At 53.3% G+C, this 18,038-nt stretch carries 12 protein-coding genes; 1 reads left to right on the forward strand and 11 read right to left on the reverse strand.

Translation table 11 applies throughout. The annotated features are described in order from the left end of the window. Positions 1 to 5 precede the first annotated feature (5 nt). From gltB to pilM, 8 genes are all read right to left on the reverse strand, one after another. The gene (gene gltB / locus HZS79_RS09105; protein ID WP_179927662.1) at positions 6 to 4,448 is read right to left on the reverse strand and encodes a glutamate synthase large subunit; all 4,443 of its coding nucleotides are present in this window, start codon (positions 4,446 to 4,448) and stop codon (positions 6 to 8) included. A gap of 453 nt (positions 4,449 to 4,901) precedes the next feature. Beyond that, positions 4,902 to 6,008, reverse strand: a complete 1,107-nt coding sequence (gene aroB / locus HZS79_RS09110; protein ID WP_179927663.1) for a 3-dehydroquinate synthase — start codon at positions 6,006 to 6,008, stop codon at positions 4,902 to 4,904. After that, positions 6,005 to 6,571, reverse strand: coding sequence for a shikimate kinase AroK (gene aroK, locus HZS79_RS09115; RefSeq protein WP_179927664.1), 567 nt, complete (start codon positions 6,569 to 6,571; stop codon positions 6,005 to 6,007). The genes aroB and aroK overlap by 4 nt, the downstream gene beginning before the upstream one ends. Next, the gene (locus HZS79_RS09120) at positions 6,571 to 8,562 is read right to left on the reverse strand and encodes a type IV pilus secretin PilQ (protein ID WP_179927665.1); all 1,992 of its coding nucleotides are present in this window, start codon (positions 8,560 to 8,562) and stop codon (positions 6,571 to 6,573) included. Before HZS79_RS09120 ends, aroK begins: the two co-directional genes overlap by 1 nt. A 34-nt stretch (positions 8,563 to 8,596) precedes the next feature. After that, entirely contained in the window at positions 8,597 to 9,118 is a 522-nt protein-coding gene (locus HZS79_RS09125; RefSeq protein WP_179927666.1) for a pilus assembly protein PilP, read from the reverse strand. After that, positions 9,115 to 9,777, reverse strand: a complete 663-nt coding sequence (locus HZS79_RS09130) for a type IV pilus inner membrane component PilO (RefSeq protein WP_179927667.1) — start codon at positions 9,775 to 9,777, stop codon at positions 9,115 to 9,117. The genes HZS79_RS09125 and HZS79_RS09130 overlap by 4 nt, the downstream gene beginning before the upstream one ends. Then, a complete protein-coding gene (locus tag HZS79_RS09135; RefSeq protein WP_162218177.1) occupies positions 9,774 to 10,343 on the reverse strand; it encodes a PilN domain-containing protein in 570 nt (189 codons plus the stop codon). The genes HZS79_RS09130 and HZS79_RS09135 overlap by 4 nt, the downstream gene beginning before the upstream one ends. Then, positions 10,340 to 11,419: a type IV pilus assembly protein PilM gene (gene pilM / locus HZS79_RS09140; protein WP_179927668.1), complete on the reverse strand. Its 1,080-nt coding sequence runs from the start codon at positions 11,417 to 11,419 to the stop codon at positions 10,340 to 10,342. Before pilM ends, HZS79_RS09135 begins: the two co-directional genes overlap by 4 nt. A 190-nt stretch (positions 11,420 to 11,609) precedes the next feature. Between pilM and HZS79_RS09145 the strand changes: the two genes are divergently transcribed. Further along, entirely contained in the window at positions 11,610 to 14,138 is a 2,529-nt protein-coding gene (locus HZS79_RS09145; RefSeq protein ID WP_162218179.1) for a penicillin-binding protein 1A, read from the forward strand. Positions 14,139 to 14,245: 107 nt separating this feature from the next. On the opposite strand, the gene HZS79_RS09150 is transcribed toward HZS79_RS09145, so the two are convergent. The 3 genes from HZS79_RS09150 to HZS79_RS09160 are packed head-to-tail and all read right to left on the reverse strand — an operon-like array spanning position 14,246 to position 17,800. Continuing rightward, positions 14,246 to 16,264 (reverse strand): TRAP transporter permease, encoded by a 2,019-nt coding sequence (locus HZS79_RS09150; RefSeq protein ID WP_162218180.1) that lies wholly within the window; start codon positions 16,262 to 16,264, stop codon positions 14,246 to 14,248. A gap of 32 nt (positions 16,265 to 16,296) precedes the next feature. Further along, on the reverse strand, positions 16,297 to 16,809 hold the full coding sequence (locus tag HZS79_RS09155; RefSeq protein ID WP_179927669.1) for a DUF1850 domain-containing protein: 513 nt from the start codon (positions 16,807 to 16,809) through the stop codon (positions 16,297 to 16,299). A gap of 31 nt (positions 16,810 to 16,840) precedes the next feature. After that, positions 16,841 to 17,800 (reverse strand): TAXI family TRAP transporter solute-binding subunit, encoded by a 960-nt coding sequence (locus HZS79_RS09160; RefSeq protein ID WP_179927670.1) that lies wholly within the window; start codon positions 17,798 to 17,800, stop codon positions 16,841 to 16,843. Positions 17,801 to 18,038: the final 238 nt, after the last annotated feature.

Consider the following 18,038-nt stretch of genomic DNA (forward strand, 5'->3'; position numbering starts at 1 on the left):
GCGGGTTATTCCGGCTGACGCCGAGATTGATTCAGCAAACTACCTAGGCTTGCCGCTTTTGGCTTCACTAGCCAGAAGTGGCGCGCGTAGTCGCCGAAGTCTTCCAGAATCGCCGCACCTCGATCAGAGCCTGTTGCCGCAACATAGGCTTCGATCATTTCACGCAGGTGACGACGATACGCTTCCATCGCTTCGGTATTGACTCGGTGGATTTCGACCAGCTCGTGGTTGTACTTGTCCACAAAGGTACGGTCTTCATCCAATACATAGGCAAAACCACCGGTCATGCCCGCGCCAAAGTTAACGCCGGTTTCCCCTAATACGCAGACTAAACCGCCGGTCATGTATTCACAGCAGTGATCACCCGCGCCTTCGATAACGGCAGTGGCTCCTGAGTTACGCACGGCAAAGCGCTCGCCTGCAGTCCCCGCGGCGAACAGCGTGCCGCCCGTCGCGCCATACAAGCAGGTGTTACCGATAATGGCGGTTTTGTGACTTTCAAACTGGCTAACCTTAGGCGGCACAATCACAATGCTACCGCCGTTCATGCCTTTGCCCACGTAGTCGTTGGCATCGCCTTCGAGATAGAGGTTTAAGCCACGGGCATTCCAAACACCGAAACTTTGTCCCGCTACCCCGACAAAGCGGGCAGTGACCGGCGCTGCTTCTAAGCCATCTTCGCCGTAGCGCTTGGCAATGGCACCAGAGGTTAACGCACCTACGCTGCGGTCACAGTTGGTAATGGTGAAATCAAACTCACCCCCAGACTGGTTTTCAATGGCCTCTTTCAACGCGGCCAGCACTTCCTGGTTTTTAGCACCTGGGTCGTGGGGCACATTACGGCTCACATTGCAGAACTGGGGCGCATCAGCGGGCACGAAGTCATTCGACAGCAGTGGGGTTAAATCCAACTTACGCTGGGCGGCAGTATTGCCTTCCAACACTTCAAGTAGGTCAGTACGGCCAATCAAGTCGGTTAACTGGCGCACCCCCAGCATAGCCATCAGTTCACGCACTTCTTCAGCAATAAAGCGGAAGTAGTTTTTCACCATATCGACGGTGCCACGGAAGTGCTCGCCACGCAGGAAGTCATCTTGCGTGGCCACGCCGGTGGCGCAGTTATTCAAGTGACAAATACGCAGGTACTTACAGCCCAGCGCCACCATAGGGGCGGTGCCAAAACCAAAGCTCTCCGCCCCAAGAATCGCCGCTTTAACCACATCGAGGCCCGTTTTAAGACCACCGTCTGTTTGCAGACGAATCTTGTCTCGCAGACCGTTAATACGCAGTGCCTGATGAACCTCGGGCAGTCCAAGCTCCCAAGGCGACCCCGCATGCTTGATAGAGGTCAATGGGCTTGCCGCGGTGCCGCCGTCGTAACCGGAAACGGTGATCAGATCCGCGTAAGCCTTCGCTACACCGGTAGCAATGGTGCCAATACCTGGTTCGGAGACTAGTTTTACCGAGACCTGGGCATCGGGGTTGACCTGCTTGAGGTCGAAGATCAACTGCGCCAAGTCTTCAATCGAATAGATGTCGTGATGAGGCGGTGGCGAAATCAGCGTTACACCGGGCACCGAGTAGCGCAACCGAGCAATCAGCTGGTTAACTTTGCCACCGGGTAGCTGACCGCCCTCGCCGGGCTTCGCACCCTGAGCGACTTTGATCTGCAGCACGTCTGCATTGACCAGATACGCGGGGGTAACGCCAAAGCGACCAGAGGCGATTTGCTTAATTTTCGAGCTACGAATGGTGCCGTAGCGAGCGGGATCTTCGCCGCCTTCACCAGAGTTAGAACGCCCACCCGACTCATTCATCGCCTGAGCCAGCGCTTCATGAGCTTCCGGCGAAAGCGCGCCGAGTGACATACCGGCACTGTCAAAGCGCGGAATCAGCGCCTCAATTGGCTCAACCTCTTCCAACGGAAGCGGCGTTGCAGCGGGCTTAAGCGTCAGCAAGTCACGAATAGTCGCGACCGGACGCTCGTTAACCAGCTGGGCAAACTTCTTCCACTTCGCGTAGCTGCCTTCTTGTACCGCCGCCTGCAACGACTTCACGACATCCGGGTTGTAGGCATGGTATTCATAGCCATGGACGTATTTCAGCATACCGCCCTGGGAAATACCTTTGCGGGGGATCCAGGCATCCTTCGCCAGCAGCTCTTGCTGCATTTGCAGCTCTGCAAAGCCAGCCCCCTGAATACGTGACGCCATGCCCACGAAGCAGGTATCCATAATTTCATCGGATAACCCCACCGCTTCAAACAGCATAGAACCGCGGTAAGAAGCCAGCGTTGAGATACCCATTTTCGAGAGAATCTTGAACAGCCCTTTCTGCAGGCCTTTACGATAATTTTCCCGAGCATCGGCAGGATTGCCCGTCAGCTCACCCGTGCGGTGCATGTCAGCCATGACTTGGTAAGCAAGCCATGGGTACACTGCGGTCGCGCCCACACCAAACAGCACCGCCATTTGGTGTGCATCCCTTGCATAGCCGGTTTCCACCACGATATTAGCGTTGGGTCGCAGTGCCAACCGCCCAAGATGAGAATGAACAGCCCCGACGGCCAAAGCAGCCTGGATGGGTAACTGCCCCTTCGGAAGGTCGGCGTCAGTTAACACCAAAATTACTTTACCCGCTTTTACCTGCGCCTCGGCTTCTTGGCACAGCAAAGTGACCGCCTGCTGAAGACTGGTATGCTCGGGGTTGTAACCCAGGGATAAGGTATGGCTGGTGAAGGCAGGGTCGTCCTGACTGACTAGCGCAGTAAACTTACGCGGCGACAGCACCGGGGTTGTCAGGATCAGACGGTGAGCATGCTCAGGCGTTGCCTTAAAGACGTTCAGCTCCGCACCACAACAGGTTTCCAGCGACATCACGATCGCTTCGCGAAGCGGGTCAATCGGCGGATTGGTCACCTGAGCAAACTTCTGACGGAAGAAGTCAGTCAGCAGGCGCGGGCGGCTGGACAGCACGGCCATCGGGGTATCATCCCCCATAGAACCCACGGCTTCCTGACCGCTTTCTGCTAACGGACGCAGCACTTGGTCGCGCTCTTCAAAGCTTACTTGGAACATTTTCTGCTGAACATTAAGCGCATCAGTATCCATTGTCTGGAAACGCGCAAGCTCAGTCAGTGCCGACTCAAGGTAATTAGCTTCTTGCTTAAGCCAGCGCTTATAGGGATACGCAGACTTTAAGCGGTCATCGATATCCTGAGTGTGCAGCACTTCCCCAGTATGAGTATCTACCGCCAATATTTGACCAGGGCCAACGCGACCTTTTGCCACCACATCTTCAGGCTGATAGCCGTAGGTGCCAATCTCAGACGCCAGGGTAATATAACCGTTTTTGGTAATTACCCAACGTGCGGGGCGAAGGCCATTACGATCCAGCATACATACCGCTTGACGACCATCGGTCATGACCACGCCTGCAGGGCCGTCCCAAGGCTCCATATGCATAGAGTTGTATTCATAGAACGCGCGTAGCTCAGCGTCCATGGTTTCAACGTTCTGCCAAGCAGGCGGAACCATCATGCGCACCGCACGATGCAACTCCATCCCTCCGGTCAGCAGCACTTCGAGCATGTTATCCATACTTGAAGAATCAGAGCCCGTGGTGTTGACGATTTCATCAAGGTCCGCAATGTCGGGCAGATGCTCGTTAACGAAGTTAGCCTTGCGGGAGTTCGCCCAGCCACGGTTGGCTTCAATGGTGTTGATCTCACCATTATGCGCCAACATGCGGAATGGTTGAGCCAATGGCCAGCGCGGCGCAGTATTGGTAGAGAAGCGCTGGTGAAAAACGCAAATAGCCGTTTCGAGGCTTGGGTCGTTAAGGTCTTTGTAGAAGGCCGGCAAATCTTCCGGCATCACGAGACCTTTATAGGACACCACTTCAGATGAAAGTGAAGCAACGTAAAAATCTTCTTCACTGCGCAACGCCTGCTCGGCATAACGACGCGCCATAAAGAGGTCAACATCAAAACGTTCGCTGGTACCTGGCTGAACAAACAGTTGCTCAATACGCGGCAAACAGTCCAGCGCCATTGGACCACAAACGCTTGAGTCGGTGGGAACCACGCGCCAACCCAATACCTCTAGGCCTCGGCTGTTTAATTCGCGCTCAAGGGTTTCCTTAGCATGAGCGGCACGCGCATCGTCATCTGGTAAGAAGACGACACCCACAGCAAAACGCTCACCCAGCTCCGCATCTAATGCCTGCTTCGCTGCAGCGCGCATGAATTGTGCCGGCATTTTAATCAGCAGGCCGCAACCGTCACCGGTTTTTCCGTCTGCCGCAATGCCGCCACGGTGGGTCATACAAGTAAGTGACTCAATAGCCGTTTTCAGCAAGTCGTGGCTGGCCTGCCCTTCCATATGGGCAATTAGGCCAAAGCCACAGTTATCGCGAAACTCGCCAGGCTGGTGAAGACCTCTATTCATGGGCGTGCCCCTAGTCAGCGTATTTTATTAGCAGCAGTCTTATGTTAAGGTTTAGGGTTTTTATTTTTTTATATCACTTATTACCCGCTTAAAACGGGGATACCCCGCTTCCACTGCTTCAAGAAAATGGTCGCTCAGCATAGCGATTTGCCTGGCTATAGCGCAATCACCTAGAACCCGCAAACTCTTAAAAAACCTTGTCAAATCCTGCATTTGCATTCGAAGTTAATCAAAAAACACATTAACTTCAACCACTTGCACCGCAGCAAAACGATATTTAAACGCTCACTACAAGAAGTTAGACTTTAGTCTTTACCGGCCAAAAAACCCCATGCCGATAGCGCATAAGGCATACGGATTACATACAAACCGCTCCCCATTAGACGACCTGACATTAAAAAACCCGCACGATGGCGGGTTATCAAGACAAACACATTTGTCACTACGCGACTTCTATCCACGCGGATAGTGATTAAGTAGCTCACGCAGTGTGTCAGATGGCGTCGCATCGCTAACACAAGCGCTACCTAGTGCTTCTAGCAATACCAAGCGAAGTTTTTCATCAACATTTTTCTTATCCAACTTCATCCGCGCCAAAAAATCGTCAGCCAGCATGTCTGCGGGGGCTGCTAAGGGCAGTCCGGCACTCGCAATCACTGCTTTAGCGCGTTCCAGTGCGCTGCTATCAATCCAGCCAAGCTGGTGAGAGAGCGTGGCTGCCATGGTCATCCCTGCCCCAACAGCTTCGCCATGCAGCCAATTACCGTAACCTTGGTGCGCCTCGATGGCGTGACCAAAGGTGTGGCCAAGGTTCAGTAACGCGCGCACCCCCTGCTCCGTTTCGTCTTCCGCCACAATGTCGGCTTTAATCTGGCAGCTTTGGGCAATCGCTTCAGCGGTAACCACAGGCTCCACATTGCGTAGCGCCTGCATATTCTCTTCTAACCAGCTTAGGAACGCTTCGTCACGAATCAATCCGTATTTGATAACTTCAGCTAGGCCAGCTGAAAGCTCCCGACCCGGCAGCGTGCTCAAGGTGTCGATATCCACGATGACCGCTTTAGGCTGCCAAAACGCGCCAATCATATTTTTGCCAAGCGGGTGATTAACACCGGTTTTGCCACCCACCGAGGAGTCAACCTGGGAAAGCAGCGTGGTGGGCACTTGAATAAAGGCCACACCGCGCTGATAGGCCGCTGCCGCATAACCAACCATATCACCAATCACGCCACCACCTAAGGCGACCAGCGTACAGCGGCGATTGAAACCCGCTTCTAACAGCGCATCCCAAATCCGGCTCACTTGTTCAATGGTTTTGTACTGTTCGCCGTCAGGCAACACCACCGTACGAACATCTAAGTGACCGGGCAGACCAGAACAGATCGCTTCTAAATAGAGCGGCGCGATGGTCTCATTGGTCACTATCATCACTTGATGCCCAGCGAGATAGGGCACCAATACATTGTCACGCTTTAAAAGCCCAACACCAATATGAATGGGGTAGCTACGCTCGCCTAGCGCGACAGTGAGTGTGCGCTGAGCACTTGTCATTTCAGTCATTGCGATACCTTTTTGCTCGTTGCCCGCGCGATTTCCAACGGGTCAACCAAGCGGTGAACACGCCGGAGAATTTCATTGACCACGGCACGGGGGCTGCGACGATCAGTGCGCACTGTGATATCGGACGTCGCCCTATAAAGCGGATCACGAGTGGCGAACATATCGATCAACACCTGTTCACGATTATCGCACTGCAATAGCGGGCGATTACGGTCTTTGGCTGTTCGTTTCAACTGTTGATCGACAGTGGTTAGCAAATAGATCACGGTGCCTCGCTCTCGTAGGGCACGGCGATTCTCTTCACGCAGCACCGCACCGCCACCGGTAGCAACGACCACACTGGGCAACTGGGTAAGCTCGTCAATCATCTGGCTTTCGCGCTGACGAAAGCCAAGCTCGCCTTCAACGTCAAATATCCAGGGGATATCAGCACCGCAGCGGTCTTGTATGGCGTGATCGCTGTCAAAAAAAGGGCGCGACAACTCCGCTGCAAGTAAGCGGCCTATCGTGCTCTTGCCAGCCCCCATGGGGCCTATTAAATAAAGATTGGGTAAATCCTGCATCAGCGAACCGCCAAGCCATCATCAAGTAGTCGTGGAGTAATAAAGACCAATAACTCTACCTTTTCATTGCTCTCTTCAGTATAGCGAAACAGTCGCCCTAGTAGAGGAAGATCCCCTAGCAGCGGTGTTTTCGCGATTTGGCTCAACTGCTCTGTTGTCAAAATACCGCCTAGCACCACCGTTTGACCATCATCAACCAACACCTGGGTTTCGATTTGATTCGTATCAATCGGTGGCTCCCCGCCAAATCCGCTTTCACGGAAACTGTCATTTTTAATGACTAAATCCATAATAATGCGGTTATCAGGCGTAATCTGGGGCGTTACTTCCAAGGAAAGCTCAGCCTCTTTAAATTCAGTATCAGGATTACCCTGGGCATCGACACTTTGGAAAGCACGCTCCTCACCCTGGCGAATAATCGCCGTACGCTGGTTGGCAGTGATGACACGTGGCTGAGAAATCGTTTGGCTTTTACCTTCACTCTCTAGCGCGCGTAACTCAAGGTCAAGTAAGATATCACCAGAAAGGTAGCCAAAGCTAAACCCCGTATTGGCGGTTGCCGCTGACCCCAAATCAACCGCTAGGCCTGACTGGGCTCGATTGATACGATTAGGGTTAACATTTCGCCGTTCAAACATGCCACTTTCATTCTGCTGAAAACCTCGCGTCGTCGATGCTCCCCAGTTAATCCCTAACTCCCGCGAGGTGGCATCTCGAGCAATGACAATCCTTGCTTCAATCTGCACCTGACGCACCGCGACATCCAAGCGGTTTAAGGTATGGATGATATCGCGAACTTGCTCTGCGGTATCCTGCACCAGCAACGTGTTCGTTCGCGGATCGATACTGACACGCCCACGCTCGGTTAACAGACCAAAGCCGTCGCCGCCTCGCAGCAACTGAGCAAGCTCTTCGGCACGGGCATATTTTACTTCAATAAACTCGGTCACCAACGGCGCTAGTGTGTCGCGCTGAGCCCGCGACTCTATCTCTTGCTGTTCAAAGGCCGCTAGCTCACTAGCAGGCGCGACGACAATCACATTACCTTGCTCGCGACTTGCCAATCCTTGACTCTGCAAAATCAGTGCTAACGCTTGATCCCAAGGAACATCATTCAAATTAAGGGTTATGCGCCCCGAAACGCTGTCGCTGGCCACCAGATTAAGCCCGGTAAACTCTGCCAGTGTGGCAAGCGCTGCGCGCACTTCAATATCTTGAAAATTGAGGCTCAGCCGATCTCCCGTAAATGCATCACTTTGCTGCTTGCGCGCCTGCTGGGGTGCTTGGCTGACTGGCTGCACTTCGATGGTTAAGGTGCGGCCACTCTGCGCTGAAACCATCGCACTAGGGCCATTAGTCTGAAGCTCCAACTGCGTGCCATACGCACCAACACGCGGCGTAATACGCGTCACCGGCGTGGCAAAATCTGTTACGTCGTACACGTGATTGAGAGCATCCGAAATAGTCACGCCTCGCAGTTCGGCAATCACACTTCCATTACTCCCTTCTCGCACATTAGCCGTCACATCACCGCGATCAAATGTTATCAGCACACGCCCAGCGCCATCGTCTCCACGCCGGAAATCAATAGCCTCTATGCTGGCAGCCTCCCCATCACCTGATGCTAACATCACTCTTAACTGCTCAACGACTACCCGCGACGTAAAGTCGAGCGGTTCATTGGAATCAACGACCAAGCGCGTTCGCCCACTACCTTCTAAAACAGTGACGCGCTGAACAGCGTTATGATCGACCTCCACACGACGCTGGGTTAAAGCACTTTGTGTATCGGCTAAATCGAGCGCTAAGCGTGGAGGCGTCTCTAACTGATAACCACTCAGCTGGGCGACACCACCGCTAAATTGCAAGACGAGCTCTACATCACCGCTATTGGTTTGATGCACATCAACGTTAGTAAGCACTGACGCCATGCTGGCCGAGGGTAGTAAGGCAATCCATAACAGCAACGTTCGATAACATGTAGCAGCCATAAGCGATATCCATATCTGATAGCAAGTGAAGAAGCTATTCCTCGAGGGTGAGCGTTACCTGGCGCTCCTGCCACCCCCGTTGAGGGCTAAAAACGCGTTCAACAATGATGATTTCTTGCGGACTGACGTGATGAATAAGGCCGTGGTTAGTGCCTAAATAGTTGCCTTCTCGAACGCTGACGACGTCTCCTTCAGGAGGTGCAATTAATGCCACTTTCTGATCCCCCATACGGAGTGTTCCCACTAAGCGTAATGTCTGGAGTTGAAAGCTTTCCAGCGGCTCTGGCGTGCGCTGCTGAGTAGGCGCTAACGGGCTTATTTGTTGCTCAACAGGCGCTTCATCACTACGCACTCTTTCAGCCGCTAGGAAAGGGCTGCGCGTATCGTCATAACGGTAATCAAGCGACTGATATGCTGGCAATGTCTTTACTACACCGGCTGCTGGCGCATCAGCAGAACGGCGTATTTCAACCAGCGCTTGGTCTAGCTGCTCAAGCTGCGGGTCACTGCAACCGACTAAGCCAGCAGCACACAGCAGGCTTAAAATGCGCTTCATGGCGAGCCACCTTCAGCAACTGAAGCCGTCTTGTCACTGTACGTACGCGCCAGCAGCGACATGCGCAGTTTGCCGCTATGTAGTTTGTCGCCATATTGATCAATAGGCGAAAGCGTCACATCGTGCTGGGTCACAATGCGCGGCAAATCGCTAATATCCGCAGCAAATAGCCCTAGCGCATGGTAGCCGCCGCGCACTTGGATATCGAAAGGGTGCTCAATATAGTAAGTGTTGCTAATCGTGGGCCTTAGGCGGATCGATTCAATTATCAATCGGTGTTCAGTGGCAGCTTCACTAATACTGTCCAGTAACGAAGGGATTTCTGCATTGGTCGGCAACATCGCCTGCATCTGCACCATTTGATCTTCAAGCATGCTCAACTGACTGCGAATATCCGTCAGCAACGCTGCTTCAGAAGCGCTGCGCCGATACTCATCTAACAGACGCTCTTCTTGGCGCTGCTCTGCGGCAAGTAAGTCGCGCGCCTCCCCCACCAACCACCAGTTGATGGCAGCAAGCGCAACTAAAAAAGCGAGTAACGCTATCAAGGCTTTAAGCAGCCAGGGCCACTCACCGGCTTGTTTGATATCCAAGGACTGCCAGTCAACGTTTTGCAGTCGCTGCCACTCTTCTTTAAAACGTTGACGGTTTAACATCATGGTGCAGCCTCCATGGAGGCGCCCTGATCAGGCGGCAGTTGTATTACCTCGAACTGAAAAACGTGCTGACTGCCGTTCTGTTCGCCAGCAACCTCTGAGAAAAGCGGCACACCAAACCCTGACATACCAGCGATCTTTCTAAGCTGATCAGACACTTGACGCTCGCTATCAGCAATCGCGGATAGTCTGACGAGGTCTTCGGTACGAGACAAATGCTGGTAAACGACGCCTTCCGACACACTGGCTGCAATATCGTTAAACAGCCGCACCGTGCTCGTGCGCTCTTTATTCAGCATGTGATATATCGCCATCCGGTCTTCCATATGTTTGGCGTCATCCTGATAACGCCGCACATCCGCAATGTCATTACTCAGCTGTTCAAGATGCTCAGATAGGAACGAATTGCGCTGCTGCTGGGCTGCCAGTTGCTGCTGATAAACCTGCAAAATGAATAAACCACACGCCACGCCCACGAACAGCATTAACAAAACGAGGCCATAAAACTGTCGCGTACGCTTCTCGCGTCGCACCTCACGCCAAGGCAACAGGTTAATGGTCATGCTCATTGACTTACCCTCATTGCCAATCCGCTGGCTGTCAGCATCGCGGGGGCATCGTTGTTCAACGTATCCCTGTTTAACCGCTGATGAGTACGCATTTGCTGGAACGGATTGGCGATAGTGACCGGCATACCGCTTTCATCGGCAATCCGCTGTGCAATCCCCGGCACCCGACTGGAGCCCCCTGCTAATACAATATGCTGAAGATCACACTGCCCACCTGCGGCGTAGTAGAGTTGTAGCGAGCGGCCGACCTGCTGAACTACCGCATCCAGAAAAGGGGCAAGCACTTTTCCTGGATAATCATTAGGTAGGCCACCACATCGCTTGGCAGCCTCTGCCTCTTCAGTGCTCAAGTGGTAGCACTCACGAATCGTATCCGTGAGCTGTCGTCCTCCCAAAACCATCTCTTGGCGGTAAACAGTATGCCCACCATGCACCACGTGAAAGGCACTCATATTGGCCCCGATATCGACCAACCCCACGCCGGAAGAGTCGAGTCCATTTTCTACCGAGGCCAGCCTGCACTGCTCAGCTAATGCTCTTTCCATAGCGAAGGTTGCTACATCAACCGCGGCAGGCTCCAGCTCAGCACGCTCCAGCATATCAGTCAGTTGGAGCACATCCTGTTGGCGGCAAGCCACCAAAATGACCTGCTGCTGGTTCTCGTTATGCGCGTCGAGACCAAGGCACTGAAAATCAAATGCCACGTCACTGAACGGAAAAGGGAAATGGTGGTCTGATTCGGCGGTAATGCGTTCTTCGATTTCTTCTTCGCCTAGCGATGCGGGGAAATACAACGTTTTACTGATAGCGGCGCTAGCCGGAATGGCCACCACTGCTTTGCGAGTGAAGGGGTTTGCGTGTTCAACTGCGCGTTTAAGAGCAGTCACCACATCATTGATGTCATGAATATGCCGTTCTACAACAGCATTTTCTCGCAATGGCTGAACAGCATAGCTGTCTATTTGATAACCTTTTATTTGACCGTTAGCGCGGCACTGTTTGAGCTCTAATAGTTTGACGGTCGCCGACGTAATATCGACACCAATCAACCCTTTACGAGGTTTGAGTAAGCGCATATTGGTTCGACTCCGCCAGCCTAACGTGCAAGTTTCGAGGTTACATGATTTTTAGTGAAGTCACACGCTGATGGTTTTACCTCGTATCAACACTGGTGGCCGCGGCCTCCCCTTCCTATAATGGCAGCCAATCACGTGATACGGTCGTTTGGACGCCGTGTCTATTTTACTTTCCAGGTGCCCTCTGTTCATGACGTTTTTACGAACCCTCATCCTGTCACTGTTTTCACTGATCGTTGCACTGGTTGGTGCAACCGCGCTTGCTTTGGTGGGTGCGGCCATTTATTTCTCGCCTGGCTTGCCTGATGTACGCCAGCTACAGGATTTCGAGCTACACACGCCGCTACGCATCTTTACCCGTGATGGAAAACTCATTGGTGAGTTCGGCGAAGAGCGTCGTATGCCGGTTGATTTCGGGGATATTCCCCAAGATATGATCAACGCATTGATTGCCGCAGAGGATGCCAGCTATTTTGAACATGCCGGCGTTGACCCCCGCGGTATCGCCAGGGCCGTTGTCGAATTAGCGCAAAGCGGCGGTGCTATTCAATCCGGTGGCTCTACCATCACGATGCAGGTTGCGCGTAACTACATGTTGACGCTTGACCAGACATTTACCCGTAAAATTCGTGAAATACTGCTAGCTCTCCAAATGGAGCAGCTACTGGATAAAGAACAAATTTTTGAGTTGTACGTTAATAAAATCTTTCTTGGCAACCGTGCGTACGGTATCGCTGCCGCGTCTGAAACGTATTACGACAAACCATTAGCAGAATTAACCCTGGCGCAAACGGCCATGATCGCCGGACTTCCTAAAGCGCCCTCTGCTTTTAACCCACTGGCTAATTCAGAGCGCTCGCTGATTCGTCGCAACTGGATTCTGTTCCGCATGCGGGAGCTTGGCCACATCGATAATGATGCCTATTTAGCCGCCGTGCAGGAGCCAGTGACAGCACGCCGCCACTATACACAAACAGAAGTGGATGCTGCTTACGTCTCAGAGATGGCCCGTCAATACGCTATCGAACGTTTTGGGGACGCGGCATACACCGGTGGTTACCGTGTTTATACAACCCTAGATAGCGAGTTACAGCCCCATGCACGCCAAGCACTCGCCAACGGCCTGCTGGCTTATGACCTTCGTCATGGCTGGCGCGGCGCTGAACAAAACGATATCGCTTCAAGCTTAGTCGAGGCTCAAGAGCAAACTGCTACCCAGGGGCTTGAAGAAGAGCTTGCAGAATCACCTGAAATTCGTGAAACCGCGCGCCAAGCAGCAGAGCGTAGCCAAACACAAGTTGAGGGCGTTGATGGCGACGTCAGTAACTGGTTACAAGTGCTAGAGCGCACGCCTAATTACGGCTTACTGCGGCCGGCTATTGTCGTTGAAAGCAGTGGTCGCCAGATGCAAGTACTCACCCGCGGCGGCGAACTGCATACCATTGAATGGAGCGGTCTACGCTGGGCTCGTCAGTATTTAAGCCCTCGCAGCCGAGGCGCAGAACCCAGCTCAGCTAGCCAAATTGCTGTTCGCGGCGACTTAGTCCGTGTCATTGAGGACGAAGACGGCTCATTGCGCCTGTCTCAGCGCCCCGATGCAGAAGGCTCTTTGGTGGCTCAAGATCCACGCACCGGCGCCATTTTAGCCTTGCAAGGTGGGTTTGATTTTAACGCCAGTAAATTTAACCGTGCCGTTCAGGCACAGCGCCAATCGGGCTCTATCTTCAAACCGTTCATCTATCTTGCCGCGCTAGAAGGTGGTGAGATGAATGCTGCCAGCGTGGTCAATGATGCCCCCATCGTGGTGAACGATGGTAGTAACTCCTTATGGCGCCCAGTAAACGCCAGCCGCGACTTCCAAGGGCCGACGCGCTTACGCCCAGCACTTGCTCGCTCGCGTAACCTAGTGACCATCCGTGTGCTACAAACCATGGGGCTAGACCATACCATTCGTTACTTGGAAGGTTTTGGCTTCGCACCTGGCCGCCTCCCCCGTGGACTATCGCTCGCGTTAGGTAGCGCCAGCTTAACGCCGATGGAAATGACCAACGCGTATTCAGTAATTGCCAATGGTGGCTTCCAGGTTTCACCGTGGTTTATCCAGCGTATTACGCGTAACGACGACACTGAGGTGATTGACGAGGCAACCCCTCAAATCGCCTGCCCCAGCTGTGCTGAAGGGCAAGAAACGGTGGAAGTCGATGGCAAGGAGTACCCCATTGCCCCTCGCGTAGCAGACCCTGCTGCTGTTTATATTCTGCGTGACATGCTACGCGACGTTATTACGTCGGGAACAGGTCGTGCAGCACTGAGCCTCAATCGTGATGATATCGTGGGTAAAACCGGCACCACCAACAGCCAGCGCGATGCATGGTTTGCAGGTTTCAACAGCGACTTAGTCACCACTGTGTGGGTTGGTAAAGACAGCAACGACACCATAGCAGAATACGGTGCTAACGCCGCCCTACCGATCTGGACCGAGTTTATGGGCAAGGCATTAGAAGGCACTCCATCTGCGATACCCGAGCGTCCTGACACCATTGTGAGTATGCGGGTTGATTCATCAACGGGTCGCCGCTTACCCGAAGACCAATCAGGTGGTATCTCAGAGCTGTTCCATCGCGACCACCTTCCCAGTTTCCAACCGCGCCGTGTCAGTCGTGAGCTGGAAGAAGTAAGTGGTTCTCAAGGCTCAGGAGCCCCCGAGTCTATTTTCTAACGCTACTACCTGAAACAAACCGTACGTAGCAAAAAGCCCGGATACCTAATGGTTTCCGGGCTTTTTAATGGCTGCTGACTGTGCTTTCAATAAGGATGGCACCTAGCCTAGCCAGCAATGGGCGTTGCCTGCTCCTCTCGTCTGCTGGCAAGCCAATTCCCCCCAATCGCTGCCATCATCACGACAACGCCAGCGACTTCAGTCCACATACTCGGGTAGAAAACGCCAAAGATGGCGGCGCCAATCGCCAAGCGCGGCAACAAGGACATTCTGGTGAATAAGTAACCTTCAAGCGCCGCCGCAAAAGCACACAGCGCCAAAATGGCAATCACCGCATTCCAAACCACCACAAGTACTGGTCCACCGACAATAATTTCTGGGTTGAAGACCATAAACAGCGGAATCAAGTAGAGCCCTTTGGCAAACTTCCAGGCCTGGAAACCGGTTTCCATGGGCTTACTTCCCGCAATCGCCGCCCCCGCAAAACCTGCCAAGGCGATAGGTGGCGTCACGTTAGAATCTTGGGAGTACCAGAACACTACCAAGTGAGCGATCAATAGCGGTACCCCAAATTCAGCGGTTAACGCCGGGCCCACCAATACTATCAATACAATATAACTGGCGGTCACTGGCAGCCCCATACCCAAAATCAGGCTCGCCAACAGAACCATAACCAGCGCCAGTACCAGGTTGCCCCCAGAGAAGGCTAGCATCATCGAGGAAAACTTAAGGCCAAGCCCTGTCAGCCCTACAACACCAACAATAATCCCTGCCACGGCGCAAGCCATAGACACAGCAACCGCATTACGCGCCCCTAGCTCTAAGCCCTGAACCAACTTCACAAGCCCTGCCCATACCACGCTCTGGGTACGGCTTATGGTCACCGGCTGCCCCTGTTTCGGCGCAACAAAGAAGTACCACAACGCATAGCGAAGAACCGCCACCGCGATCATGGTGACCACCGCGTAGTAACCTACTCGCATTGGCGACATATTCATGACCAGCAGCCACACTAACACCGCCAGTGGTAGCAAGAAGTGCCAACCATCTTTCATTACCTGGCGCATTTGCGGCAGCTCGCTCTTGGGCATGCCCTGCATACCCTGCTTTAAAGCGATGATGTGGACAAACAAATAGACCGTCGCAAAGTACATAATCGCCGGCAAAATACTGATTTTGACGATTTCCAGATAAGGCGTATTGGTGTATTCGGCAATTAAGAACGCCCCTGCGCCCATAAGCGGCGGCATGATCTGACCACCGGTTGAGGCTGCGGCTTCAATCCCACCTGCTTGCTTAGGCTTATAGCCAAGCTTTTTCATTAGCGGAATAGTGAATGCCCCCGTCGTGACTACGTTGGCAATCGCACTACCTGAAATAGACCCCATCCCCGCTGAGGCCAATACGGCTGCTTTCGCTGGACCGCCCCGTTGGCGACCGGTTGCAGCGTAAGCCATATCAATAAAGAATTTACCCGCACCAGTGCTCTCTAAAAAGGCACCAAACAGCACGAATATAAAGATATAGGTTGCGGCCACACCAAGGGGGAGACCAAAAATACCTTCTTGCCCCAGGTAGAGCTGTCCAGCGACGCGCTCTAGGGTATAACCGCGGTGCGACAAGATGCCGGGCATCCACTCACCTAGCCATGGCAGCTCTCCTCTTGGCCCTGCAAACGCATAAATAATGGCAAGTAGGCCAATCAGGGTCATCCCAAAGCCCACCGCGCGGCGGCTAGCTTCAAGTACTGTTACTGTGGCAATACAGGCCACCAAAATATCGGTATCACTCCAAAACCCGGCGCGGCTAAAAATCGCATCCAGGTTAAGCACTAGATAACCACCGGTAATCAGTGCACCGGCTAAAAATAGGCAATCAATGCCCCATCCCACCACACCACGCTTTCGATTTGGCCCAAATGCCGGGAACATCAAAAACGCCAGCAGCATAATCAGCGCAAGGTGAATGCTGCGCTGGTAGAAAAGCCCAAGGGGCTGGATACCCGCAGAGTAGAGTTGGAAGAGTGAAAGCCCCACCGCTACCGCGGTGATACACCACAGAACAATGCGGGGCTGCATCGCATTCGCGCCGGGCATCACAACCGGCGGTGGAGTGGTTTCGTTCATGAGATCCTCGGAAGCGTTAACTACTATCGTTTTTATTCATGCGGGGCGGCGCTGGGTGTTATTAGTTGGATGGTCACGCGTTGCCCGGCTGCGTACTCACTTAAGCTCACCGGTGAGTGCTCACCGCCTGGCCACACCACTTGGTGATTGACGGCAGAGGAACCCACTCTTAACGCATAACGATTATTGGCGACAGGCTCGTTAATCGCATTAATCCAATAGCCGCCCTCACCGTCTGAGACCTGTTCCCCACGACCATAAATATGGCCAAGCCCTGCGGCAAAATCAGGCTGATGACTGCGCTCTAGCTGCATAACGCCTGCCACATTGCGATAGCAGTCCAGTACCGTAAAGCGCTCAACGGAGTGCTCCCACTGAATGCACCAGCGGCCTCCCGAGGGCACCGGCTCATCCACTAGGGTGTCGCCTTGCTCAGTTACCACAGCTAAACGCATAGACGCACTCGCCGAAGCGGGGGAAGCCCCCACCTCGGCGAGTGGTAGACATGCACACAGTAGCGCCATCAGTCGTTGTTGCCACTGCATGGCAATGTCCTTAGATAAGCCCCTTTAACTGTTAAGGGCGCAGACGGTCAGGAATGTCAGCGCCTACTTCTTCGAAGTAGCGAATCGCCCCCGGGTGCAGCGGCACTGGCGTAGAGTTCATGGTGAACTCAATGGTAGTGTCGTTGGCAGCGGGGTGAACAGCAATCAACTCGTCAGTGCTTTCAAACAACAGCTGCGTCAGTTGGTAAGCAAGCTCTTCGTCCATATCAGAATTCACCACCAACACGTTGGGAATACCGATGGTCTGAACCGCCTCGTCCATACCGTCATACATACCCGCTGCCAGTTCGTAGGGCGCGAACACCGCTTCCGCTTCCTGGGCATTGGCAATTTCTTCATCGGAGAGACCGATTAGGCGGATATCACGGGTAGCAGCAAGGTTAAGAATAGAGCTGGTGGGTGGCCCAACGCTCCAGAAACCGGCATCGATATCGCCATCACGAATGGCATCTGCGGTTTCGTTGAAATTAAGGCGCTGAGGGCTGAAGTCGTCATAGCTAATGCCGTTGGCTTCTAAAACAGCACGCGCATTTAGCTCGGTGCCACTGCCTGGCGCACCAACGGAAACGCGCTTCCCGGCAAGGTCAGCAATGGTCTGGATATCCGAGTCAGCCAGCGTCACTAGCTGCACCGCATTCGGGTAAACAGAGGCCAGCGCACGGGTGTTTTCAATCTGACGACCTTCAAAGTCGCCGCTGCCGTTATAAGCCTGATAGACCGTATCGGCGAGCGCCAGTGCCAAATCGGCATCGCCACGCATAATTAGGCCCATATTTTCGACTGAGGCACCGGTTACTTCTGCGGTCGCCTGAGCGCCTTCAATATGGTTATTAATCATTTCAGCAAAGCCACCGCCGATTGGGTAATAAACCCCACCGGTACCGCCAGTCGCGATAGAAAGCTGCTGCGCACTGGCGGGAAGTGCGACGGCTAACATGGATGCTGCCACTGTATATTTTAGAGTTCGCATGAGCGGTTCCTCCGTCCTATTTGGACTTATAAGTATGGTTGACGATAAGGAGGTGTGAAGCCCCATCCTCCGGTTGCCGTAAACGGCAAGCAAAGGCAGTGCAAAGAAGTTAGCACGGCTTTAGCGTGAGATGCTAATGCAACATAAATCAACGATTAAACCCCATATAAATGTCGTGACCTGTGCCATATTTATAAAATTTATTGATAATAGCTTTTATTTAATGCTGATCACCACG

Origin of the sequence: Vreelandella zhaodongensis (assembly GCF_013415115.1) — a bacterium.
In the GTDB taxonomy this organism is placed as follows: Bacteria; Pseudomonadota; Gammaproteobacteria; order Pseudomonadales; family Halomonadaceae; genus Vreelandella; species Vreelandella zhaodongensis.